20 protein-coding genes and 2 tRNA genes are annotated in these 22,822 nt (G+C 38.6%); 17 read left to right on the top strand and 5 right to left on the bottom strand.

Annotated features, from left to right (window positions below):
* Positions 1 to 310: 310 nt before the first annotated feature.
* Positions 311 to 1,450, top strand: coding sequence for an ElyC/SanA/YdcF family protein (locus DK858_RS03850; RefSeq protein WP_109396295.1), 1,140 nt, complete (start codon positions 311 to 313; stop codon positions 1,448 to 1,450).
* An 80-nt stretch (positions 1,451 to 1,530) separates the two neighbouring features.
* On the opposite strand, the gene DK858_RS18240 is transcribed toward DK858_RS03850, so the two are convergent.
* Positions 1,531 to 1,701: a hypothetical protein gene (locus tag DK858_RS18240; protein WP_162556448.1), complete on the bottom strand. Its 171-nt coding sequence runs from the start codon at positions 1,699 to 1,701 to the stop codon at positions 1,531 to 1,533.
* A gap of 216 nt (positions 1,702 to 1,917) precedes the next feature.
* Between DK858_RS18240 and DK858_RS03840 the strand changes: the two genes are divergently transcribed.
* The 5 genes from DK858_RS03840 to DK858_RS03820 all read left to right on the top strand — a co-directional run bounded on the left by DK858_RS03840 (position 1,918) and on the right by DK858_RS03820 (position 8,178).
* Positions 1,918 to 3,447, top strand: a complete 1,530-nt coding sequence (locus tag DK858_RS03840) for an alpha/beta hydrolase-fold protein (protein WP_228407162.1) — start codon at positions 1,918 to 1,920, stop codon at positions 3,445 to 3,447.
* Positions 3,448 to 3,669: 222 nt separating this feature from the next.
* A complete protein-coding gene (gene phoA, locus DK858_RS03835) occupies positions 3,670 to 5,109 on the top strand; it encodes an alkaline phosphatase (RefSeq protein WP_109396292.1) in 1,440 nt (479 codons plus the stop codon).
* A 421-nt stretch (positions 5,110 to 5,530) separates the two neighbouring features.
* Positions 5,531 to 7,162 (top strand): Na/Pi cotransporter family protein, encoded by a 1,632-nt coding sequence (locus DK858_RS03830; protein ID WP_109396291.1) that lies wholly within the window; start codon positions 5,531 to 5,533, stop codon positions 7,160 to 7,162.
* A gap of 2 nt (positions 7,163 to 7,164) precedes the next feature.
* Positions 7,165 to 7,713 (top strand): GNAT family N-acetyltransferase, encoded by a 549-nt coding sequence (locus DK858_RS03825; RefSeq protein ID WP_109396290.1) that lies wholly within the window; start codon positions 7,165 to 7,167, stop codon positions 7,711 to 7,713.
* A 201-nt stretch (positions 7,714 to 7,914) separates the two neighbouring features.
* Positions 7,915 to 8,178, top strand: coding sequence for a DUF1435 family protein (locus DK858_RS03820; RefSeq protein WP_109396289.1), 264 nt, complete (start codon positions 7,915 to 7,917; stop codon positions 8,176 to 8,178).
* A gap of 65 nt (positions 8,179 to 8,243) precedes the next feature.
* Here the strand turns inward: DK858_RS03820 and DK858_RS03815 are convergent.
* The 3 genes from DK858_RS03815 to rsmC all read right to left on the bottom strand — a co-directional run bounded on the left by DK858_RS03815 (position 8,244) and on the right by rsmC (position 9,575).
* A tRNA-Leu gene (locus DK858_RS03815) sits at positions 8,244 to 8,330 on the bottom strand.
* Between the two features lie 27 nt (positions 8,331 to 8,357).
* Positions 8,358 to 8,444 (bottom strand) — tRNA-Leu (locus tag DK858_RS03810).
* 114 nt (positions 8,445 to 8,558) lie between these two features.
* On the bottom strand, positions 8,559 to 9,575 hold the full coding sequence (rsmC, locus tag DK858_RS03805; RefSeq protein ID WP_109396288.1) for a 16S rRNA (guanine(1207)-N(2))-methyltransferase RsmC: 1,017 nt from the start codon (positions 9,573 to 9,575) through the stop codon (positions 8,559 to 8,561).
* Between the two features lie 129 nt (positions 9,576 to 9,704).
* Between rsmC and DK858_RS03800 the strand changes: the two genes are divergently transcribed.
* From DK858_RS03800 to deoD, 11 genes are all read left to right on the top strand, one after another.
* Positions 9,705 to 10,115 (top strand): DNA polymerase III subunit psi, encoded by a 411-nt coding sequence (locus DK858_RS03800; protein WP_023582915.1) that lies wholly within the window; start codon positions 9,705 to 9,707, stop codon positions 10,113 to 10,115.
* Entirely contained in the window at positions 10,084 to 10,530 is a 447-nt protein-coding gene (gene rimI, locus DK858_RS03795) for a ribosomal protein S18-alanine N-acetyltransferase (protein ID WP_072064366.1), read from the top strand. The genes DK858_RS03800 and rimI overlap by 32 nt, the downstream gene beginning before the upstream one ends.
* A gap of 674 nt (positions 10,531 to 11,204) precedes the next feature.
* The gene (gene prfC, locus DK858_RS03790) at positions 11,205 to 12,794 is read left to right on the top strand and encodes a peptide chain release factor 3 (RefSeq protein WP_069369726.1); all 1,590 of its coding nucleotides are present in this window, start codon (positions 11,205 to 11,207) and stop codon (positions 12,792 to 12,794) included.
* Positions 12,795 to 13,407: 613 nt separating this feature from the next.
* Positions 13,408 to 13,752, top strand: a complete 345-nt coding sequence (locus DK858_RS03785) for a BON domain-containing protein (protein ID WP_109396287.1) — start codon at positions 13,408 to 13,410, stop codon at positions 13,750 to 13,752.
* Between the two features lie 129 nt (positions 13,753 to 13,881).
* Complete coding sequence (locus tag DK858_RS03780) at positions 13,882 to 14,946, top strand: patatin-like phospholipase family protein (RefSeq protein WP_109396286.1); 1,065 nt, start codon at positions 13,882 to 13,884, stop codon at positions 14,944 to 14,946.
* Entirely contained in the window at positions 14,939 to 15,721 is a 783-nt protein-coding gene (locus tag DK858_RS03775; RefSeq protein WP_109396285.1) for a TatD family hydrolase, read from the top strand. The genes DK858_RS03780 and DK858_RS03775 overlap by 8 nt, the downstream gene beginning before the upstream one ends.
* Positions 15,722 to 16,009: 288 nt before the next feature.
* Positions 16,010 to 17,311, top strand: a complete 1,302-nt coding sequence (locus DK858_RS03770; RefSeq protein ID WP_109396284.1) for a NupC/NupG family nucleoside CNT transporter — start codon at positions 16,010 to 16,012, stop codon at positions 17,309 to 17,311.
* A 520-nt stretch (positions 17,312 to 17,831) separates the two neighbouring features.
* Positions 17,832 to 18,611, top strand: coding sequence for a deoxyribose-phosphate aldolase (deoC, locus tag DK858_RS03765; RefSeq protein WP_109396283.1), 780 nt, complete (start codon positions 17,832 to 17,834; stop codon positions 18,609 to 18,611).
* Between the two features lie 70 nt (positions 18,612 to 18,681).
* Positions 18,682 to 20,004: a thymidine phosphorylase gene (gene deoA, locus DK858_RS03760; RefSeq protein WP_109396282.1), complete on the top strand. Its 1,323-nt coding sequence runs from the start codon at positions 18,682 to 18,684 to the stop codon at positions 20,002 to 20,004.
* Positions 20,005 to 20,070: 66 nt separating this feature from the next.
* Complete coding sequence (gene deoB, locus DK858_RS03755; RefSeq protein WP_109396281.1) at positions 20,071 to 21,297, top strand: phosphopentomutase; 1,227 nt, start codon at positions 20,071 to 20,073, stop codon at positions 21,295 to 21,297.
* Between the two features lie 77 nt (positions 21,298 to 21,374).
* A complete protein-coding gene (gene deoD / locus DK858_RS03750; RefSeq protein ID WP_006536106.1) occupies positions 21,375 to 22,091 on the top strand; it encodes a purine-nucleoside phosphorylase in 717 nt (238 codons plus the stop codon).
* A 79-nt stretch (positions 22,092 to 22,170) separates the two neighbouring features.
* On the opposite strand, the gene DK858_RS03745 is transcribed toward deoD, so the two are convergent.
* Entirely contained in the window at positions 22,171 to 22,620 is a 450-nt protein-coding gene (locus DK858_RS03745; RefSeq protein ID WP_109396280.1) for a hypothetical protein, read from the bottom strand.
* Positions 22,621 to 22,822: the final 202 nt, after the last annotated feature.

Raw genomic sequence — 22,822 nt, 5'->3', positions numbered from 1 at the left:
ATTGATCTTTAAAGCCCTGCGGGCTTTTCGCCTTATATCCTCGCCCGCATTGGGCGAGGGTTTACGGCGTTTTTCGCTAAAAGATAAAAACATATAAAGAAAGCTGTTAAATAAGCTATTTACGTAATAATGCTATTTTTTCAATAAGGTGAGAAAGGTTACTGAAAATTAATGCGGAGATCTCTATTATAAATATCCGGTATAGATTTATCAGTGTGTATTTCTTTTACCATTAGGTGTGAGGAGTCAAACTCTCTATCTTCATTTGCTCAAGTGAAGAAGCAGACTATTTTTCGTAAAGGACAAGATAATGGCGCAACCTTCCCGTGTTTCACTTCATATCAAGAAAACAGTCATTTCGTTAGCGATTGCTACCTTAGGTTTTACCGTTTCATCAAATGCATTGGCTTATCAAAAAGTTCATCAACCAGATAATAGCTATCAACAGTATGTTTCTCAGCGCCAAACGGTGGATAGTTTGATCCAAGATGCATTAGATGCCTTTAAGTCACCAGCGCGTGTTTCTGATGCTGGGTTTACGGGAAAACTGCCATCCAATATGGAAATTGTGGCGCAAAAACTGCAACAAGCTTATAAGCTAGAGCCTTATCGTTTAGATTTGCTGTTTAGTACTGCGAGTGCTTATATTTATAACAATGATGTTCCTCGTGCGGTGACTATTTATAAACAGATTTTAGAAGTAGCCCCAGACGATATTGATGCGTTAATTTATGTGACGTCGTGGACTCGTTTTGAAGGTAAAGATAAAGAAAGTGAAGCTTATTTCACTAAATTGAAATCATTAAATCCAGCGAAAGCGGATGAACTTAAACGTTTCTTTGCCGAGGTCGATCGTGTCAGCAAAATGCCGTTAAGTGATAAATTAACCCCTGCTGATTTAGCGAAACTGAAGAAAACCAAAGATAACAACGCGATTGTGACATTGGGCTATGCGTTAAACCCAGATGGTACAATGAATAAAATTTTAATTGAGCGCTTAAATAAAACCTTAGAAGTGGCTAAACAGTTACCGGATGCCATGATTGTTGTTACGGGAGGTGTACCTAAAGCGCATCAAACTGAAGGTAAATTAATGGCGGATTGGCTGGTGAAAAACGGTATTCCAGCTGAACGTATTTTCCAAGAAAACTACGCACGTACCACTGTCGAAAATGCGTTATTTAGTCGTTATGCACTAACCAAACATCGTATTAAAACAGCCGTTATTATTAGCTCTGGTAGTCATGTTCGTCGTGCTGATGCGATTTTCACTATCGCGAGTTGGCAAAGTGGCCCAAGTGATATCTCTTACCTAACGGTTGTGGCACCTGATAAGCCATTAGCGGAATTACAAAAAGCCAGTAAATCAGATATACAAGGTATTTATCGTGATGGCTTAAAAGCACTAGGATTATGGAGTTTCCGTAGTTATCCACTAGAAGAGCGTTAATTTAATTAAGCTAGAATAGAAACCCAATGATATGAATAAACTTCTAAATTGGGTTTCTATTTGCCGTAAGCTAACAACTGCTAATTTGAAATTGGCACACCAATAGGTCCATTAAGTAGAATTACAGGCGTTGCAATGATCACTAGAGGGAGAAGAACCGCATCTCCTACCAGCGTAAAAGGTGTTAACGCAAAATTACGCAAAATTCGACTCGGATGATTCTTCTCTTCTTCTTTGGCAGTATAAAACATTAAGTTATATTTCATTGCAAGATTATCTTTAGGATAAAAATTAAATCTTAGTTGTTCTCGTGTAAATATCATTCCTTCTATTTTATAACTCTTATAATAGCCATCTTTATTTGAATTATTTAATTGAATTGATAACAATTATCATTACTATTGTTTCTCACAATAGTTTATAACGAGAATAATATAGTGAGAATTTCTCTGATGATATGTGCACTAATGGCATCCTTTCCTAGTTTTGCTAATTGTTTATCTGTAACAGAAGGTAATGAAATAACAGGCCAGTTTGATAACAATACAGTGTGTTTTGCTACTCATTTAGATCGCGAGCGTTATGTTGAATTAAACGTAAAAGGAATACAAAATCTACGGTTAGAGAAACAAGATGGCACTCATGTTCGTAGTTTATTAAAAGATATTCCTTCTGATGGGCAGCAAAAAGTACGCTTTTTACTGCCTGAAACGGCGAGCTATCAATTAGTTGCTCAAGGTGAAATGGGAAAAACATGGCAACTCACACTGACAACACAACCTTATCAGCCTTTAGATAAAGATGCGGGTATTGCACTAACTAGCCCTCGTTTACAAACTCTCGCTAAACAACTTGATCAAAAAAATATTCAGGCATTTTGGCAACAAATACGCCAAGAAGGGGCTCCTCTGATTGAGCCTTATGATAATGATAAAAAGCGAGTAACTTTTTTATGGCAAGGTGCTAAAAAGAATGTTTATTTATTAGGATCACCCGAGGGTAATCACGATCCATTAACCCATTTAGCCAATAGTGATATTTGGTATCGTAGTTATATCGTGCCTAACGATACATTAATGCAATATAAATTAGCACCTGATGTACCCGTTATTGAAAATTCAGAGCCATTTGAGCAACGTCGCGCTATTTTAACCACAGCACAGGCCGATCCGCTGAATTCTCAAAATTCCCCAAGTCAATCTGAGGATATCTATAATCACTTTTCTTTATTGTCATTAGACAGTCAACGTGAATGCCAATTACCCGATATTCTTGATAGAACAATGAAAGGCAAGACAAAAATTGTACGTTTTCACAGTGAGATCTTAAATAATGATCGTGAAATTGCACTTTATCTGCCAGCCCAAAAAATGGAAACACCTCGATTGCTCGTATTATTTGATGGGCAAACTTACCGTCGCCAATATGGTATTGATCGGTTTTTTGATAAACAGATCGAAGAAGGTAAATTGGCTCCGATGATGATCTTATTTGTTGATAGCATTGATAGTGATCGTCGTAGTGTTGAATTACCGCCGAATCCTGATTTTTACCGCTTCTTGGCAGATGAACTCTTTGTTTGGCTAGAAAAAGAGCAAGGTATTCAGGTATCAGGAGAAGAAACCATTGTCGCGGGTTCGAGTTATGGTGGATTAGCTTCTTCATGGGTCGCATTTAATCGCCCTGATCGCTTTGGTAAAGTGTTGAGTATGTCTGGCTCTTATTGGTGGGCACCTGAAAATGAAGAGCCTGAATGGCTTATTCGCCAATTTGAACAAGCAGATAAAAAGCCATTACAGTTTTTCTTAGAGGCGGGATTATTTGAAAGCCGTGGTGATAAGGGCGGAATTCTAAATAATAATCGTCATCTTAAACAGGTTTTAGAGCAAAAAGGTTATCCTGTTAAAACACTCGAAATGGCTAGTGGGCATGATTATATTTCTTGGTGTGAAACCCTGTATTTGGGGGCGAAAGCATTAACCCAAGAGAATGACTAGCTTAAGCTCTCGTTTTCCTATCGTGTTTTAACAATATGTTTTAATACAACAGAAGCTTATATCCGTATTAGTGATATAAGCTTTGTTTGTCATCAACATGTCATAAAGCTGTCATCGAAATCGCTTTTACTCTTCATTTCTCTGTCATTTAACTGCCGTAAGCTTTTCCTGACTTAAAACATTAACCCTGTTTTTTTTACTTTAGAGTGCAAGGAAAAAGCTATGTCTCATCGTTACCAACGTTCTATTTTATCCGTTATTGTAACAACACTATTGGCTGGCGCGAGTTTCTCTTCTTTTGCAGCTCCCGTTGCTGCTGATGCAATTTTGGCACAAGATCGTGCAGCAAAAGGTAATATCACGGAATTTGGCGGTGCTCGCCGTATGACTCAAGATCAAACTGAGGCATTAAAAGCAGCTTTACATAATAACCAAGCAAAAAATGTGATCCTCTTTATTGGTGATGGTATGGGGGATTCTGAAATCACTGTTGCACGTAACTATGCTGAAGGTGCTGGTGGCTTCTTTAAAGGTATCGATGCCTTACCTATTACAGGTCAATACACACACTATGCTTTAGATAGAAAAACCCAAAAACCTAACTATGTAACAGACTCTGCAGCTTCCGCGACAGCATGGGCTTCGGGTGTGAAAACGTATAATGGTGCATTAGGGATTGATGTGTTTGGTAAGGATCACCAAACTATTTTGGAATTAGCAAAAGCCAATGGAAAGGCAACAGGTAATGTGACAACATCAGAAATTCAAGATGCAACACCGGCGGCACTGTACTCTCATGTAACAGGTCGCAAATGCTATGGCCCTGTTGAAACTTTAGAAAAATGTTCAACTAATGCATTAGAAAATGGTGGTAGAGGTTCTATCTCTGAACAACTATTAGTCACTCGTGCCGATGTGACATTAGGGGGCGGTGCGAAAAGTTTTGCTCAAACTGCAGCTGCGGGTGAATATAAAGGTAAAACGTTAGAGCAACAAGCGATTGAGCGTGGTTATCAAATCGTGAAGGATGCCAAATCATTAGATGCAATTACGCTTGCAAATCAAGATAAACCTGTTCTTGGTTTATTCCACGAAGGTAATATGGCCGTGGCTTGGGAAGGACCTAAAGCGACGTATCATGGTAATTTGAATAATCCACCTTTAGAGTGCAAACCTAATTCTAAACTCGATCCAAATGCGCCAACACTGGCACAAATGACCAAAAAAGCAATTGACTTACTGAAGACCAATGAAAATGGATTCTTCTTACAAGTCGAAAGTGCCTCTATTGATAAGCAAGATCATAATGCGAATCCTTGCGGACAAATTGGTGAAACGGTTGCGTTAGATGAAGCCGTACAAATCGGCTTAGATTTTGCTAAACAAAACGGCGACACACTGATTATCGTAACTGCTGACCATGCTCATTCAAGTCAAATTATTGAGGCGGATGTGAAATCAAGCGGATTAACACAAGCACTTATTACCAAAGATGGCGCAGTTATGGTCGTGAACTATGGTAACGCAGAAGAAGGATCCCAAGAACATACAGGGGCTCAGCTACGTGTTGCCGCTTATGGTCCACATGCTGCGAATGTCGTTGGGTTAACTGACCAAACCGACTTATTTTTCACTATGCGTGATGCGATGGGTCTGAAGTAAATTCCAGTTGAATTTATAGTCTGTCTGAACTTGTAGTCGAATTGCCTTACTAACTTGTTGTATTTTCGCGCGACTTAGAGAGATACCCTCTGGTCGCGTTTTTTTATGAAAAATTGAGATCATTTAAATAAAGTGATAATAAATCAATGGGTTATTTATAGGTTGATTTTGAAAATTACATATTTCCTGTTATAATTAACAGAATTGACAAATTAATCCATGTAATATTCTCAACTTCTCCATTGATTATTGTACTTTAGTTGCAATATCTTTTTGTCTAATAACGCTCTACGTTATTAAGGGCATTACCCGTAAAAATCTTTTCTCAGATAGATTATCTGCTCGTGGTCTTTCTCTTTTTTATGAGATTGAAGGAGAACAGAGTCAAACAAACAACGATAAAAATAAGGTTATTATTTCTATGCTGACACTGCTTCATTTACTCTCATCAGTCGCGCTTCTTGTCTGGGGAACACATATTGTTCGTACAGGCATTATGCGTGTTTTTGGCTCTGATTTGCGCCGAATTTTAGGTAAAAGTATTAATAAAAAATCCAACGCCTTTCTCGCAGGTGTGGGAGTAACAGCATTAGTCCAAAGCAGTAATGCGACGGCACTTTTGGTTATCTCTTTTGTGACACAAGGACTAATTTCGATTACACCAGCACTTGTTATTATGCTAGGTGCCGATGTAGGTACTGCACTTATGGCGCGTGTGCTGACTTTTGATCTCTCTTGGTTATCTCCACTACTTATTCTTGTCGGGGTGATCACTTTTTTAAGCCGTAAAAAAGAGCGCGTCGGGCAATTAGGGCGAGTAGGAATTGGCCTTGGCTTAATTATTTTAGCCTTGCAATTAATAGTCACTTCTGCAGAGCCAATTACTCATGCTAGTGCAGTGCAAGCTATCTTTACTTCATTAAGTGGAGATACCGTTTTAGCACTGCTCGTGGGTGCTTTATTTGCGATGGTGAGCTACTCAAGCCTTGCGGCCGTGTTATTAACAGCGACACTAAGTGCAACAGGGCTAATGCCTTTGTATATCAGCTTATGCATTGTGATTGGTTCTAATATTGGTAGTGGCCTACTCGCGTTAATGAGTAGTCGAGGGCAAAGTGTTGTTTCACGCCAAGTTGTATTAGGAAGCCTCTTTTTTAAATTAATTGGTGCATTATTGGTTTTACCTTGGATAACCATAATTGCAAATAAAATCCAGCAATATGGATTTTCACCAGCTGAAGTCGTTATCTATTTTCATGTTATTTATAATCTGGCTCGCTGTATTTTGATGATCCCTTTTGTTGGCATAATGGCGAAATTATGTCAGCGACTTATTCCAGAATTACCGACGACTGACTCTGAAATGGCGCCGCGTTATTTAGATCAATCTGCTATTGATACGCCTTCATTGGCTATTGCTAATGCGGTGAGAGAATCACTACGATTAGGTGATGTTATAGAACAAATGCTGCAACGTTTTACTGCGTTAATGGAAGGTGATCGTCAGCAAAAAAGGGAAATTAGCCAGTTAGAAGAAGAGGTGGAATTACTCCACAGCAGTATTAAATTGTATATGGCACAAATTCAACAGCATGATCTAGGGACGGAAGATTCCCGACGTTGGGCTGAAATTATTGATACAGCGATGAATTTACAACAATCATCCGCTATCATTGCGCGTATGTCGGCTGAAGTGGTAAGTAAAGGTTTAAATCACCACTTATTTTTATCGGAGGAAGGACGTCGTGAATTACAGACACTCCTTGAGCGTCTGCAAAGTAATCTGAATCTGGCGATGTCGGTATTTGTTTCCGGCAACATGGAGCATGCTCGCAAATTACGTCGAGCAAAACATCGTTTCCGTTTACTCAACCAGCGTTACTCGTTTGCTCATGTAGAACGTCTTCATTTGCATAATATGCAAAGTATTGAAACCAGTTCTCTGCATACCAGTTTGCTCGGTGATATGAAACGGTTGAATTCCTTATTCTGTGCGGTGGCTTACCACGCATTAGAAAAAAGTGAATCATCATCAGAACAGGTTAATCTTTAATAATGAAAAATAATATTCGTCAATTAACACGAAATGAAATTCCGCTGGTATGGGAAATTGATAGAACTGAGCTTATTGAAAAGCTATATGTTTTAAAAGAAGGAACATTGCTTTTATCAGAGCAACGCTTTGATATGAAAGGTTGGCCAGAAGGTGAAGCTGAACATTATACTCCTGTTTTACTCGAAAGCTTTGATCGAGGAGCGCCTTTCTGGGGCGTTTTTAAAAACGGTCAACTGGTTGCAGCAGCGAGTGTTGATCCGCAAAAACGGGGTCAAAATGGCACTTTACTTCAACTCTCTTTTTTACATGTTAGCCACCAGCAACGTGGGCAAGGTTTAGCGCGAATATTATTTGATTATTGTGTGGAATATGCGAAGAAAAAAGGCGCTGGTGGATTATATATTTCATCAACACCTTCTGAAAATAGCGTAAATTTTTATCAGCATTTAGGGTGTCGTTTAATTGATATTCCTGATCCTGAACTTTATGAAAGAGAGCCAGAAGATATTCATTTGGTCTTTCATTTTATCGAGCCAAATAACGCTTAATTTCGTTTATTGACCACAATAACAACATAATAAAATGCCTTATCGTGAAAAAATGATAAGGCATTTTTATTTCTTGTACTAAAAAAGATATATAACCCTTTAAAAAATAAGGATATAAAATAATTCTTTTCTTTATTTAAGTTGATTTAGTATAGTTGTTATATATAATAATGAAAATCATTATCATTAATGGTGGATGTTATGGCTAAACCAACACGCATCTCTTCAGCGACACCTTGGACATCTCGCATTAGTTTATGGGAAATGTTGGCCGTTTCTTCTTTACTAACAGTGATTACGCATTCCATTGTAGGCACATCCGCCTTTACGCTGGTTTTAGTGGTTTCAATGCTGTTATCAACCTTGATGCTGTTCCATAAGAAATTACAGATGTGGGTAATGATCCCCGCGGGCGTTGTATTAACCTACAGTTTGATGACACTTTTAGCCACGTATCATGGATAGAGAATAAGGTATTCAGTGTGTAATCGAAAAGGGTGTTATTACAGGAGAAAAGAACGGTTATTGAGTGGTGCGAAGAGGGGGACTTGAACCCCCACGTCCGTAAGAACACTAACACCTGAAGCTAGCGCGTCTACCAATTCCGCCATCCTCGCAGTCTTACTCAATTAATCTTGTCTGTTTGGTGCGAAAAGGGGGACTTGAACCCCCACGTCCGTAAGGACACTAACACCTGAAGCTAGCGCGTCTACCAATTCCGCCACTCTCGCATTCAGACAGGAAGCGAATTTTATGCCAATTATTTTTGGCGTCAATTATTTTTTATCAATAAAATATCTTGGTGATGAAAAATAAAACCCTGTTATAAATAACAGGGCTTGTGATTAGTCTTTCTTGGTTGCTTGGTAAACTTTGAATTTACCTGTTGATGCAAGAACTTCATGAGAGCCAAATACATGATCCAGTATATCTGGATAAGGGATAAACGAATTCGCTACAATGCGTAATTTACCGCCTTTTTTCAGGTAATTTGGTGCAAGGCGAATAATATCTTCAGCCGCTTCATAGCTAGTACCTAAACCATCATGGAAAGGTGGGTTTGATATTATCCAATCATAAGTTTCTTCAACTGCGGAATAGACATTACTCGCAATTACTCGACCTTCTAATTCATTTACGTTTAAGGTGGCGATACTAGAAGAAATAGCAGCAGCATTTACATCACACAGTGTGAGTTTCAACATTGGGTTTTTCTTGCCAAGTACAGTGGCGAGAACACCACAACCACATGCCATATCCAGTAAATCCCCAACCATTGCATCATCAAAAGTGGAGAGTAATAAACGGCTACCTTCATCTAATGCATTTTGGCTAAATACACCCGGTAATGCCATTATAGTAAGGTCGTCATGGCGATAAGTTTGCCACCAGTTATTACGGTCAAATAGTGTTTGATATGTTTGAGTGCCAAAAAATAAGCTACAACGGCGTGCAGAATCTATTTTTTTAAGTTTAGCAATACCATTCATTAATTCTGTGGCACTTTTAACACCACTACGGTTTTCACCGACAATAAAAATTTCAGTACCCACTTGTAAGTTAGAGCAAAGGCTACGCAGTTGGAAAGTGGCTTCGTTTTTATTTTTAGGCCAAAAATAGATTAAGGTATTACAATATTTCACAAAGGATTGATCGGCAACTAAACCGAAGAGTGCGTTATCACCCATTGATTTTAGTAATGGTAGCCACTGGTGATATTGGTTGGTATATGCTCTGACACTTTTCGCCTGAATTTGTGCTGCAAAAGTATCTTGAAGATCACCTGCAATAAGTACATGCCTGTCTGCGAAATGATCTAGGTGACGAAGAATAACTTCGCTAGCAGGGGACAGTGAGGACATTATGATTATTACTCCTTAAAAAACATGAGACGCATGATATCAGATATAAAGAAACCGACGCTATTTATTGGCGTAGTTTATGCCCTCTGATACTATGTACCGTTGTTCTACACTTGATAGGTAAGCATAATGAGCCGTAAAGACAGAATGTTATCCCAACTTGGAATTCGTCAGTGGGTACTTCGTAAGCCTGCTGTGTTAAAAGGCGAGCATTCTGTTCAATTTCCGGATACAACACGTTTACTTATCATTACTGATGATACCGTTGATCTAAATAACGGGCTTTTCTCTGATATTTTTAGCGCCATGGGGATAGATAAAGACGAAATCTATTGTATTACAACAGATGATGTGAGCATGCTCACAGAATCATTTGATCTTCCCTGTTGGTTATTAGGCACTGATCTCATACTTCCCTCTGAATATACTTCTCTGAGAAGCCCTTCATTACATCAGTTATATTTTGATGCTGATGCAAAACGCGATCTTTGGAAACAAATCTATCAATATGAAGACCATTTCACTCTTAAACCCTGCTGATTTACCTCTAGCATGGGAAATTGAAAAATTAAGTCATTCATTCCCTTGGAGTGAAGAAACATTTTATAGTAACCAAGGTAGTCATTATTTTAATCTGAAAATTTGCATTGATAATATTATTGTAGGTTTTGCAATTACGCAATTAATATTAGATGAGGCTACACTTTTTAATATCGCAATCCATCCTGATTATCAGGGAAAAGGTTACGGTAAAGCACTCTTATTGGAACTGATTGAAACACTTGAGAAAAAAAATATCACCACCTTGTGGTTAGAGGTGCGAGAATCTAATGAAAAAGCGTTCAATCTCTATGAATCTATAGGATTTAATTTTGTTTCAAAACGCAAAAACTATTACCCAACAAAGACGGGAAATGAAGATGCGATTATCATGGCTTATCCTATTTCTTTCTAATTAAATCTTTATTTAAGTTAAATTTAAAACGCCTTCTATTAGGCGTTTTTTATTTTATTTAAAGACTGAAAATTTCATTTTTTCATTATTTTTATTTGAAATTTATCTTTATTTTTACTTAATGTAAATTAATCAAGTTAATTTCACTTTTGTCATGTTTTTATTTTTTATCTAAGTTATTATCACGATGTTAAGAAAGCTAAATATTTTTATAAATAAAGTATCCATTTACTTCTGTTTTAAATAAAAGCACATTTCTATTAAGTAGGTGATATTAAAATCAATGAGAGACTATTTACTATTTTAGCTTTCATTTTTAGTTCACCTTTTGACACTATAAAAATAGTTTCATTCTTACGATTTGTTTCATTCTTACGATTTAATAATTTAGCGTTTTACATTGGCTTTCCTGTTAGTGCCTTTGTGGTATTTGTCTGTGTTATCGATAAAAGCATTGTGGTTTATATTATTAATTATCACAATCACTAGGCATCACCCGCTCAAGTAGATAAAATAGTAACCATTGATTGTTTATACAGACAAGATAGGCGAAAATAAGCGCCAATTAAGATTAACTTACGGGTTGAATGTCTTTATAGTCACTTTAATTATTACTTATAGCAATATATCAGTGTCTTACATTCTCTCGTCTATCAACCAGAAGATCACCATTGATGTCTAATCCTATTTTTCAGCAAGAAGTTGCTCGTCGTAGAACTTTTGCCATTATTTCCCACCCCGATGCGGGTAAAACAACCATCACTGAAAAAGTGTTGTTATTCGGACAAGCAATCCAACGTGCAGGAACCGTAAAAGGTCGTGGTTCAAATCAGCATGCAAAGTCTGACTGGATGGAAATGGAGAAACAACGTGGTATTTCTATTACAACCTCAGTCATGCAGTTCCCTTATGCCGATTGCCTAGTTAACTTATTAGATACCCCAGGGCACGAAGATTTCTCTGAAGATACTTATCGTACTTTAACCGCAGTTGACTGCTGTTTAATGGTCATTGACTCCTCTAAAGGGGTTGAAGATCGTACTCGTAAGTTAATGGAAGTCACACGTTTACGTGATACTCCAATTCTGACTTTTATGAATAAACTTGACCGTGATATTCGTGATCCAATGGAACTCATGGATGAAGTTGAAACAGAATTAAAAATTGCGTGTAGCCCTGTTACTTGGCCTATTGGTTGCGGAAAACTCTTCAAAGGGGTTTATCACATTCTGAAAGATGAAACTTATCTTTATCAAACAGGTCAAGGCCATACTATTCAAAATTCTCGCGTTATCAAAGGACTAGATAACCCAGAGCTCGATGAAGCTATTGGTGATGATTTAGCAAGCCAACTACGTGATGAATTAGAGTTAGTATTAGGTGCCTCCCATGAATTTGATCATGAGGCATTTTTAGCTGGCGAATTAACCCCAGTGTTCTTTGGTACTGCATTAGGTAACTTTGGTGTTAACCATATGCTTGATGGCCTTGTAAAATGGGCTCCAGCACCAATGCCTCGCCAAACAGATATGCGTGAAGTTACCGCTTCTGAAGAAACGTTCACCGGTTTCGTCTTTAAGATCCAGGCTAATATGGATCCTAAACACCGCGACCGTGTTGCATTCCTACGTGTTGTATCCGGTATGTATGATAAAGGTATGAAGTTACACCAAGTTCGAATTAAAAAAGATGTGGTGATTTCTGATGCATTAACCTTTATGGCCGGCGATCGTTCTCACGTTGAACATGCATATCCTGGGGATATTATCGGTCTTCATAACCACGGTACAATTCAAATTGGTGATACCTTTACTCAAGGCGAGATCCTGAAGTTTACCGGTATTCCAAACTTTGCGCCTGAGTTATTCCGCCGCATTCGTTTACGTGATCCATTAAAACAGAAACAGTTACTTAAAGGGTTGGTACAGTTATCAGAAGAGGGCGCTGTACAGGTCTTTAGACCACTGGCAAATAACGATTTAATCGTAGGTGCTGTGGGTGTACTTCAGTTTGATGTGGTTGTTGCAAGACTTAAGAGTGAATATAACGTTGAAGCGATTTATGAATCCGTTAACGTTTCAACAGCACGCTGGGTTGAATGTAATAACGAGAAAAAACTCGAAGAGTTTAAACGTAAAAATGAACAAAACTTGGCACTTGATGGTGGCGATAACTTAACTTATATCGCACCAACGATGGTCAACTTGAATTTAACACGTGAGCGTTATCCTGATGTTGAGTTCCATCAGACTCGTGAACACTAATATTCGAGCTTGCTCGTCATACTTCAAGTTGCAACGTTGTTGATTAGGTTCATTCGCACAAGTCACATACTGATGTATGCTCTTAGCGACTCATTCACTTGTCGCCTAGTTGTAGCATGAATTATGTAGAGTAAGAGTGCGGAGAATAACTTAGGGTAAGCGCGTTGTTTTTTGTATGATCTCAATAATGAAAAGGCTATGTTTTTAATATAGCCTTTTTTGTTGCTTCGTTTTGTTGAGTCTTTATCCTTAATAAACCGCTCTCTGTGAGAGACGCGCTCTTCTTTGTTAATAAATGTCATTGGCATAGCCTTAATATCCTATCTAAAAACACCTCTTAATTTGGAATTACTCTCTTTTTTTTCTGTTAAAATTATGCTTGTTTTTACACTTATTGATATTTCTTTATGAAGTTTTTTATAGATTTATTTGTTATTATTAGAATAAAATTATTAGGATTAGTCTTTATTTGTTATTTTTTACTTTATTTAACTCAGATAGCTTATTAGTGTTATAGCTTGGATTGTTAAATTTTTGTAGTGCTTAATAAAAAGACAGATATTAAAACACACGTATATTTCCTATCTCAGTTATTGTGATTAGGGGGAGAGCAATGAAACAATATAAAACGCTAAAATTGGCGTTATTAATGTCAATCGGTTTAGCTTTTGTCAGTATGGGCGTGTCCGCTGAAACATCGTGGTATAGCGAGATTAATAAAAGTGGGAATAATACGGGTCACTATTTAAGTGATACCTCTATTTCTAATAAAATTAAAGATGCGCTATTGCCAATGCAAGATATTAATAGTGAGAATATTTCTATTCGTACTGAGTTTGGGCATGTCTTTCTTTCCGGTTTTGTTGATAGTAAAGCGCAAGAAGAAAAAATCTTACAAGTTATTGAAAAAATTGAAGGTGTTAAAAGCGTAGACTCAGATGTAAATATCAAATCATAAACGTAATTTTCTTTTATATTCGTCAGACTCTAAGAATATATTGTCTAATTTATTTAAATGAGTACGGAAAAATAATGACGTCGAAAAAATGTGCGGGTATCCTTTGATAAGTTGTATAAAGGAGACATTATGGGGAAGTATATACCTGTCACATTAAATAATATTACTGCACTCGAATTTCAATCTTCACTGCCACAAGGTAAAGTTGCTTTAGTTTGTGAAGGCGGGGGGCAACGCGGGATCTTTACTGCGGGTGTCCTTGATGAATTTATGCGATCACGATTTGATCCCTTTGATGTTTTACTTGGGGTATCTGCGGGAGCACAAAACTTGTCTGCTTTTGCCTGTGGTCAGCGTGGATATGCACGTAAAATTATTAATCGCTATACAACCAATAATCAATTCTTCAACCCTATTCGCTTTGTCCGTGGTGGCAATTTACTCGATCTTGATTGGTATATAGACACGACAGCCAAAGAAATGCCTCTTGATATACCAACAGCACTACGCCGATTTGATACGGGGCGTGAATTTTATATGGTGGCAAGTCGTTCTGATAATTTTCAGGCCAATTATTTTCAACCCGATGAAATGACTTGGCTTGAGATAATCAAAGCGTCCAGTGCTATTCCTGCTTTTTATCGTAATGGTGTCTTATTTCATGATGTTGTTTATCATGATGGTGGTATCAGCGATGCTATTCCTGTGAGAGAAGCTTATCGACGAGGTTGTCGTACTATTATCGTTATTCGTACAGTTCCTTCTGAATATCAATACACAACAGAATGGGTTGAACGTATGGGGAAATGGTTTGAAAATAGCCGTTTACAGCGCTTTATGGCGATGGCACAAGTCCATATAGAAACCTATACCGAGACACTTAAATTTATCCAATCTCCACCAGAAGATAGTGTTGTTGTTGAAATATATCCACCAACTACATTGCAATCAAGTGCATTAGGAAGTCGTTTAAGTGCATTAAATCATGATTATCATGTGGGGAGACGTTGTGGGCGCTATTTTCTGGCGACAATTGGTCAACACTTTTCTAAGAAAAAATTCAAACAGCACGATAAAAAAGTCTTTAGTTTGTTTGAAACAGAAGCGAAGGCTGATAAAGCAGAGAATGCTTCTATTATTCAACAAGGAACGCGAAGCATACACCCTGACGTGAGACAAATTCAGAATGAATAAATTTATTGATACTCACTGCCATTTTGATTTTCCCGTTTTTTATGATGATATTGCCAATAGCTTGTCACAAGCGCATCAAGGTCATGTTGAAAAAATAATTATTCCTGCTGTTGCACGTTGGAATTTTGATGTTGTTGCAGAGTTAGCTAATCATCACCATCAATTATATTGTGCATTGGGGTTACACCCTTTATATATTGAAGAGCACACTGAACAGCATCTATTGGAATTAGAACAAAAATTAAAAACAACTTCTCGTTGTGTTGCCATCGGAGAGATAGGGCTTGATGGCTATATGAATAATCCTCAGGCAGAAAAGCAAGAGGCGTTTTTAATCGCACAGCTTAAACTAGCAATTGAATTTGATTTGCCAGTGATCCTGCATTCTCGTAAAACCCACGATAAGTTAAGTGCACTTTTACGCCGTTATGATGTGCCTCGAAAAGGGGTGATCCATGGTTTTTCAGGAAGTTTGCAACAAGCTGAAAAGTTTATTCAGCAAGGCTATTTTATTGGCGTTGGTGGAACCATTACTTATGAGCGAGCACAAAAAACTCGTCGCGCAATTGCCTCGTTACCACTAGAATACCTATTATTAGAAACAGATGCTCCTGATATGCCAGTGAGTGGTTTTCAAGGTGAACCCAATCGCCCAGAACGAATTCAATATATTTTTTCTCAACTCTGTGAGCTACGTCAAGGATCACCTGAGGTAATCGCTCAGCAACTCTATTTTAATAGCCTACAATTATTTCGGTTAAAAGATAATATCTAGCTCTTGAATTGAATTTAACTTTACTGGTTAAAATTGAATACATGGTTTGTTAATCGGATGATGTTTTCTCTCTATTCAACCTATTCAATAATGCGGTTTCCCCCTCTTTTTGTGTGATCTACTTCTCATTTGTGACTTTTGTGTTACTTTTTTCAGACCCTATTTGTGATGGATGTTGAGGGTTCTTTTCTTAGACTAGGTATAATTATCTGGCAAAAAGAGTCAATAAGCTCTGGTAAGGGTATTATTGATAATCCATTAAATTTTTATGTGAACAGGGACCCTTCAATGCAACTCATTATGAGCTTGGTCGGAATGGCAACATTAATATTGATAGCCATTCTGTTTTCCAGCAATCGACGTGCAATTAGACTACGTACAGTTGGTGGCGCATTCCTTATTCAGATTGGCTTAGGTGCATTTGTTCTTTATTCTGACGGTGGCCGCGAAGTGCTTATTGCGGTTTCTGAGAGTGTTAAGAATGTTATTGATTACGGCAATAATGGGATGAGTTTCCTCTTTGCGGGCTTAGTATCAGATAAAATGTTCGAATTGTTTGGTGGTGGCGGTTTCGTATTCGCCCTACGCGTACTGCCTGTTATCGTGTTTTTCTCTTCACTAATTGCTGTGTTGTATTACCTTGGCATTATGCAAATCGTCATCAAAATTCTTGGTGGTGGTTTACAAAAAGTACTGGGTACATCACGAACAGAATCTATGTCTGCAACTGCAAATATTTTTGTTGGACAAACAGAAGCACCGCTTGTTGTTCGCCCTTATATTGCAAGAATGACAACCTCAGAACTCTTTGCTGTTATGTGTGGTGGTTTAGCCTCTGTTGCGGGTTCAGTACTTGCTGGATACGCTAGCATGGGCGTACCGTTGGAGTATCTGATTACAGCTTCCTTTATGGCGGCGCCTGGTGGTTTACTCTTTGCTAAATTATTGATCCCTGAAACAGAAACACCAGATGATCAAAAAGATGCACTTGATAAAATGGCAGATGAAGAAAAGCCAGCCAATATTATCGATGCGGCAGCGGCGGGGGCCTCTTCAGGTTTACAACTCGCCCTTAACGTCGGTGCTATGTTACTTGCTTTCGTTGCCTTGATTGCATTAGTTAATGGTATTCTTGGTGGCATTGGTGGCTGGTTTGGCTATGAAAACTTCTCATTAGAGTTAGTGCTAGGTTGGATCTTTGCACCAATCGCCTTCCTCATCGGTGTGCCTTGGAGTGAAGCAACTATCGCGGGCTCTTTTATAGGACAAAAAATTGTTATCAATGAGTTCTATGCTTACTCTGAATTTAGTAAATACCTAAAAGAAGACGCAATTGTTGCGGGATCAGGACTTATGGTGCTATCTGATCAAACGAAGATCATTATCTCTTTTGCACTGTGCGGTTTTGCTAATCTCTCTTCTGTTGCTGTATTGTTAGGTGGTTTAGGTGGAATGGCACCAAACCGTCGTAAAGACGTTGCTCGTTTAGGTATGAAAGCAGTACTTGCAGGTACACTTTCTAACTTAATGAGTGCCACGATTGCAGGGTTCTTCTTTGCATTAACGGCAATGGCAGTTGTTGCCGCTTAATTGATTTAATTGTAAAGAGCAGATGGGTAATTTACCTATCTGCTCTTTTATGTTTGTTTTCTGTTGTAATGTTAACTACTTTTATTATGTGAGATATTTCGCAGATTATATTGAATATGGTCACTGAGATTGCCATTAAATACGTATTACGCTTTTTTGCGTTATAAAAACGACTTAGAAACGGTATTCAAGTAACATTAAACCAGAAAATGACCTAGTTGTGATTTACGTCACATTTTTATGTCATTGCTTGCAAGTTACATTTGATTAGTGTGACGCAAAGCACATCTAATTGTTCCCTAGCGTGTTCAAATAAGATGTGCTGAAACTTCATGGAATGGCGAAAGCTCAATGACGGGTCGCCGAAGTGAGCATAGCGCGGTGAGAGGGAGCTCAGCTGTCGTTGTGGTATTAAGCTGCAACAACATCTTCAAGGAACCAAGTCCGCTCGCCAACAAATTTAATCGCTAACCTTAAGCGTACGCCCAAAAGGGCTTGAGAAACATCGTTGGAGAGTTTTATGACAGATTTAACCGCTGCAGCGCGCCTTGCGCTGTCTTTGATGGATTTAACTACATTAAATGATGATGACACTGATGCCAAAGTGACGGCATTATGTCATCAAGCTAAAAGCCCAGAAGGCAATACTGCTGCTATTTGTATCTACCCACGTTTTATTCCGTTAGCACGTAAAGTGTTACGCGAACAAGGTACTCCTGACGTCCGTATCGCAACCGTAACTAACTTCCCTCATGGTAATGATGATTTAGATATCGCATTAGCAGAAACCAAAGCCGCATTAGCTTATGGCGCAGATGAGGTTGATGTTGTTTTCCCTTACCGTGCATTGATGGCAGGTAACGAGCAAATCGGTTTTGATATCGTTAAAGCATGTAAAGAAGCTTGTGCAAAAGCTGGCGCTTTACTGAAAGTAATTATTGAAACGGGTGAGCTGAAAGATCCAGCGCTTATCCGTAAAGCATCTGAAATTTCAATTAAAGCAGGTGCAGACTTTATTAAAACCTCCACAGGTAAAGTACCTGTAAATGCAACACTGGAAAGTGCTGAATTAATGATCCAAGTGATCCACGATATGGGCGTTGGCAAAGAAGTTGGTTTCAAACCGGCTGGTGGTGTACGTACTGCTGAAGAAGCTGCTCAATACCTTGCATTGGCTAACCGCATTATGGGTGATAAATGGGTTGATGCCCGTCACTTCCGCTTTGGTGCATCAAGCCTATTAGGTAATTTATTAGCCACTTTAGGTCATGGTGAACAAAAATCATCTAGTGGTTACTAATCCATTCGTGAAATACGCCCACTTTTCATGATAGTGGGCGTTACCAATGCTATAAAACCAGGAGGTTGCAGTGTTTCTTGCCCAAGAGATTATTCGTAAAAAGCGTGATGGTCATCCTTTAACTGAGGAAGAAATTCGTTTTTTCATTAATGGCGTCAGAGATAATACTGTTTCTGAAGGTCAAATTGCTGCATTAGCAATGACTATTTATTTCCACGATATGACAATGCCAGAGCGTGTTGCTTTGACATTAGCCATGCGTGATTCCGGTACAGTACTGAACTGGAAAAGCCTAAATTTAAATGGCCCAATTGTTGATAAACATTCAACGGGTGGTGTAGGTGATGTTACATCCCTGATGTTAGGTCCAATGGTTGCGGCTTGTGGCGGTTATGTTCCTATGATCTCTGGTCGTGGATTAGGCCACACAGGTGGAACATTAGATAAGCTTGAAGCAATTCCAGGCTTTGATATTTTCCCTGATGATGAGAAATTCCGCGACATTATTCGCAATGTTGGCGTTGCTATTATTGGACAGACTAATTCATTAGCACCAGCGGACAAACGCTTTTATGCGACCCGTGATATTACTGCTACAGTTGATTCAATCCCGCTTATCACTGCATCTATTTTAGGTAAAAAATTAGCTGAAGGTTTAGATGCATTAGTGATGGATGTTAAAGTGGGCTCGGGTGCCTTTATGCCGACTTATCAAAAATCTGAAGAGCTGGCTGAGTCAATTGTTCAAGTAGCAAATGGCGCAGGCTGTCAAACCACAGCACTGTTAACTGATATGAACGAAGTATTAGCTTCTAGCGCAGGTAATGCGGTTGAAGTTCGTGAAGCTGTTCAATTTTTAACAGGTGAATACCGTAATCCACGTCTATTTGAAGTCACTATGGCGCTGTGTGTTGAAATGTTAGTATCAGGCCGTTTAGCGGATGATCGTCAACAAGCTCGTCAAAAACTACAAGATGTGTTGGATAACGGTAAAGCGGCAGAAGTCTTTGGTCGTATGGTTGCCGCGCAGAAAGGCCCAACTGATTTTGTTGAAAACTACAATAAATACCTGCCAACTGCGGTATTAAGTAAACCTGTATTCGCTGAGAAAGCTGGGTTCATCACAGAAATGGATACACGCGCATTAGGTATGTCAGTTGTGACATTAGGTGGTGGTCGCCGTAAAGCGACTGATGCTATTGATTACAGTGTTGGCTTAAGCGACATCGTAGCGCTTGGATCTGAGATCAATACAGATAAACCTTTAGCGATGATCCATGCTAACAGTGAAAAATCATGGCAAGAAGCTGCTGCTGAAGTCCGTAAAGCGATGGTAATTGGTGACAGCAAACGCGAAGCTTCACCAATGGTGTACCGCCAAATCAGCGAATAAGAACTCAATGACGATTTATAAGTGACATATCCGTAGCCTACGGAGAATGACACAGGAGAGAGAATTATGAAACGTGTACATATCATGGTATTAGATTCCTTCGGTATCGGTGCTGCCGGTGATGCGGAGAAATTCGGTGACCAAGGTTCAGACACTTTAGGGCATATCGCACAAGCGTTTGCTGAAGGTAAAGCAGATAGAGATGGTCGTAAAGGTCCTCTTCATTTACCTAATCTTTGCCGCTTAGGTCTAGGTAAAGCAGCAGAAGAATCAACGGGCAAGTTCCCTGTTGGTTTAGATAAAAATGCAGAAATTATTGGTGCTTATGGCTACGCGAGTGAAATCTCTTCTGGTAAAGATACTCCGTCAGGCCACTGGGAAATCGCAGGTGTTCCGGTTCTGTTTGATTGGGGATATTTCAAAGAGTTGAAAAACTCATTCCCACAAGCGCTGTTAGATAACATCGTTAAGCGTGCAAAATTACCAGGCTACTTAGGTAACTGTCACGCATCTGGTACAGTGATTTTGGATGAACTGGGTGAAGAGCATATGAAAACCGGTAAACCGATTTTCTATACCTCTGCTGACTCTGTATTCCAAATTGCATGTCATGAAGAAACCTACGGTTTAGATAAATTATATGAGCTGTGTGAAATTGCTCGTGATGAGCTAAACAAAGGTGATTACAATATTGGTCGTGTTATTGCGCGTCCATTTATCGGTGATAAACCGGGTAACTTCTCCCGTACAGGTAATCGTCATGATTTAGCAGTTGAGCCACCAGCACCAACGATGTTGAAAAAACTGGTTGATGAAAAACAAGGTCACGTTGTTTCTATTGGTAAAATTGCTGATATCTACGCAAACGTAGGTATTACTAAGAAAGTGAAAGCAACGGGTATTAATGCTCTGTTTGATGCAACACTTGAAGAAATGAAACTCGCAGGTGACAACACAATTGTATTCACCAACTTTGTTGACTTTGACTCTTCTTACGGTCACCGTCGTGATGCAGTTGGTTATGGTGAAGCACTTGAGTTATTTGACCGTCGTTTACCAGAATTAATGGAACTGGTTAAAGAAGATGACATTCTTATCTTAACAGCAGACCATGGTTGCGACCCAACTTGGCCTGGCTCTGATCATACTCGTGAACACATTCCTGTTCTTGTTTATGGTCCAAAAGTTAAACCTGGTTCATTGGGGCACCGTGAAACCTTTGCTGATATCGGTCAGACTGTTGCTAAATACTTTGGCTTATCTCCTGTCGATTATGGTAAAGCAATGTTTTAATTTTATTTCGGTAGGTATAGCAATATGCCTACCGAATTATATTTAAATAGTAAAAAGATCAATTAAAAGGAAGAATTATGGCTACCCCTCATATTAACGCAGAAATGGGCGATTTTGCTGATGTCGTTTTAATGCCGGGCGACCCGCTTCGTGCTAAATACATCGCTGAAACTTTTTTACAAGACGTCCGTCAAGTAAACAATGTTCGTGGTATGTTAGGTTTTACAGGTACGTATAAAGGCCGTAAAGTTTCTGTTATGGGCCACGGCATGGGTATTCCTTCCTGCTCAATTTACGCAAAAGAATTAATTACAGATTTCGGCGTGAAAGTTATCATCCGTGTGGGTTCATGTGGTGCAGTATTACCAGATGTTGAACTGCGTGATGTTGTTATTGGTATGGGCGCATGTACAGACTCTAAAGTTAACCGTCTGCGTTTCAAAGGCCAAGATTTCGCCGCTATTGCTGATTACCAATTAGTTCAAAATGCTGTTGATGCAGCAAAAGCGAAAGATATTAAAGTTCGCGTTGGTAATATCTTCTCTGCTGATCTGTTCTACTCTCCAGATCCAGAAATGTTTGATGTAATGGAAAAATACGGCATCTTAGGTGTTGAAATGGAAGCAGCTGGTATCTACGGTGTTGCCGCTGAATACGGCGCAAAAGCACTGACTATCTGTACTGTCTCTGATCACATCAAGAAAGGTACACAGACCACAGCAGAAGAGCGTCAAACTACCTTTAATGAAATGATTGAAATTGCATTAGAATCTGTTCTGTTATTAGAAGACTAATCAATACATTTTGTTGCTTAAAAATAAAAAACCCAATTTTGAATTGGGTTTTTTTATGTCTAATTAATAAATCTAGAAATTATGGAGCATAAATATAGGTTTCTAAATAAGGATCCATTTTTATTGAGTAATTTTTTAAATTATCTAAGCTGGGTGTTAATGGCTGTTTGCACTCTTTTTTACTGATAATGTCATTGTCTTTATAGACAATAACACCGTTAAAATTCCAACCTCTCCCTTCTCCGTCATAAACGACATAGCTGTAGTTTCCATTTTTAAAACGAATATAGGTCGATGCACCTGCAACAAACATTTGGTGCCCATAAAAGACATTATTATTGGGGTGCTGAGGAACAGGTAGTGTTATCTCTGTTTTTGCAAGTGTGCCATAGCGATAAACAGGTGGCTTTCCATGTTCAACGAACACGCTGACATACTTACCATTTTCAAGTTGGCAGGTAAATTCTTCAGCATGGACACTTGCGGATAATAATACGAATACAGCAGCAACAGTGATATGTGCTTTCATATTGTGTTCTCCGTTAATTACCTACTCTATTACCTTAGTATCGGCAAAGAACACAAAAAATGTAGAGTAAACATTCTGATTATTTAGTTAGATTGCTAGCTTTCATTTTAACTAATATTTCTGTTATTAGTAGAATAATCAACTGTAATAATTTCTTTGTTTATTTTTTCATTGGGTATTATATGTAAGCTTGGTCTTATCT

Source organism: Proteus faecis, assembly GCF_003144395.1.
GTDB lineage: Bacteria > Pseudomonadota > Gammaproteobacteria > Enterobacterales > Enterobacteriaceae > Proteus > Proteus faecis.
Note: the sequence above shows the minus strand (reverse complement) of the source record. Positions and strands in the feature narration are given on the sequence as shown.

Excerpts from the sequence above, each read along its gene's own strand:
- DK858_RS03830 (WP_109396291.1), top strand. The coding sequence starts at position 5,531 with ATGCTGACACTGCTTCATTTACTCTCATCAGTCGCGCTTCTTGTCTGG.
- prfC (WP_069369726.1), top strand. The coding sequence starts at position 11,205 with ATGTCTAATCCTATTTTTCAGCAAGAAGTTGCTCGTCGTAGAACTTTT.
- DK858_RS03745 (WP_109396280.1), bottom strand. The coding sequence starts at position 22,620 with ATGAAAGCACATATCACTGTTGCTGCTGTATTCGTATTATTATCCGCA.
- DK858_RS03785 (WP_109396287.1), top strand. The coding sequence starts at position 13,408 with ATGAAACAATATAAAACGCTAAAATTGGCGTTATTAATGTCAATCGGT.
- DK858_RS03770 (WP_109396284.1), top strand. The coding sequence starts at position 16,010 with ATGCAACTCATTATGAGCTTGGTCGGAATGGCAACATTAATATTGATA.
- DK858_RS03850 (WP_109396295.1), top strand. The coding sequence starts at position 311 with ATGGCGCAACCTTCCCGTGTTTCACTTCATATCAAGAAAACAGTCATT.
- rimI (WP_072064366.1), top strand. The coding sequence starts at position 10,084 with ATGAAGACCATTTCACTCTTAAACCCTGCTGATTTACCTCTAGCATGG.
- DK858_RS03800 (WP_023582915.1), top strand. The coding sequence starts at position 9,705 with ATGAGCCGTAAAGACAGAATGTTATCCCAACTTGGAATTCGTCAGTGG.
- DK858_RS03780 (WP_109396286.1), top strand. The coding sequence starts at position 13,882 with ATGGGGAAGTATATACCTGTCACATTAAATAATATTACTGCACTCGAA.
- deoD (WP_006536106.1), top strand. The coding sequence starts at position 21,375 with ATGGCTACCCCTCATATTAACGCAGAAATGGGCGATTTTGCTGATGTC.
- rsmC (WP_109396288.1), bottom strand. The coding sequence starts at position 9,575 with ATGTCCTCACTGTCCCCTGCTAGCGAAGTTATTCTTCGTCACCTAGAT.
- DK858_RS03775 (WP_109396285.1), top strand. The coding sequence starts at position 14,939 with ATGAATAAATTTATTGATACTCACTGCCATTTTGATTTTCCCGTTTTT.
- DK858_RS18240 (WP_162556448.1), bottom strand. The coding sequence starts at position 1,701 with ATGTTTTATACTGCCAAAGAAGAAGAGAAGAATCATCCGAGTCGAATT.
- DK858_RS03825 (WP_109396290.1), top strand. The coding sequence starts at position 7,165 with ATGAAAAATAATATTCGTCAATTAACACGAAATGAAATTCCGCTGGTA.
- deoB (WP_109396281.1), top strand. The coding sequence starts at position 20,071 with ATGAAACGTGTACATATCATGGTATTAGATTCCTTCGGTATCGGTGCT.
- phoA (WP_109396292.1), top strand. The coding sequence starts at position 3,670 with ATGTCTCATCGTTACCAACGTTCTATTTTATCCGTTATTGTAACAACA.
- deoC (WP_109396283.1), top strand. The coding sequence starts at position 17,832 with ATGACAGATTTAACCGCTGCAGCGCGCCTTGCGCTGTCTTTGATGGAT.
- DK858_RS03840 (WP_228407162.1), top strand. The coding sequence starts at position 1,918 with ATGGCATCCTTTCCTAGTTTTGCTAATTGTTTATCTGTAACAGAAGGT.
- DK858_RS03820 (WP_109396289.1), top strand. The coding sequence starts at position 7,915 with ATGGCTAAACCAACACGCATCTCTTCAGCGACACCTTGGACATCTCGC.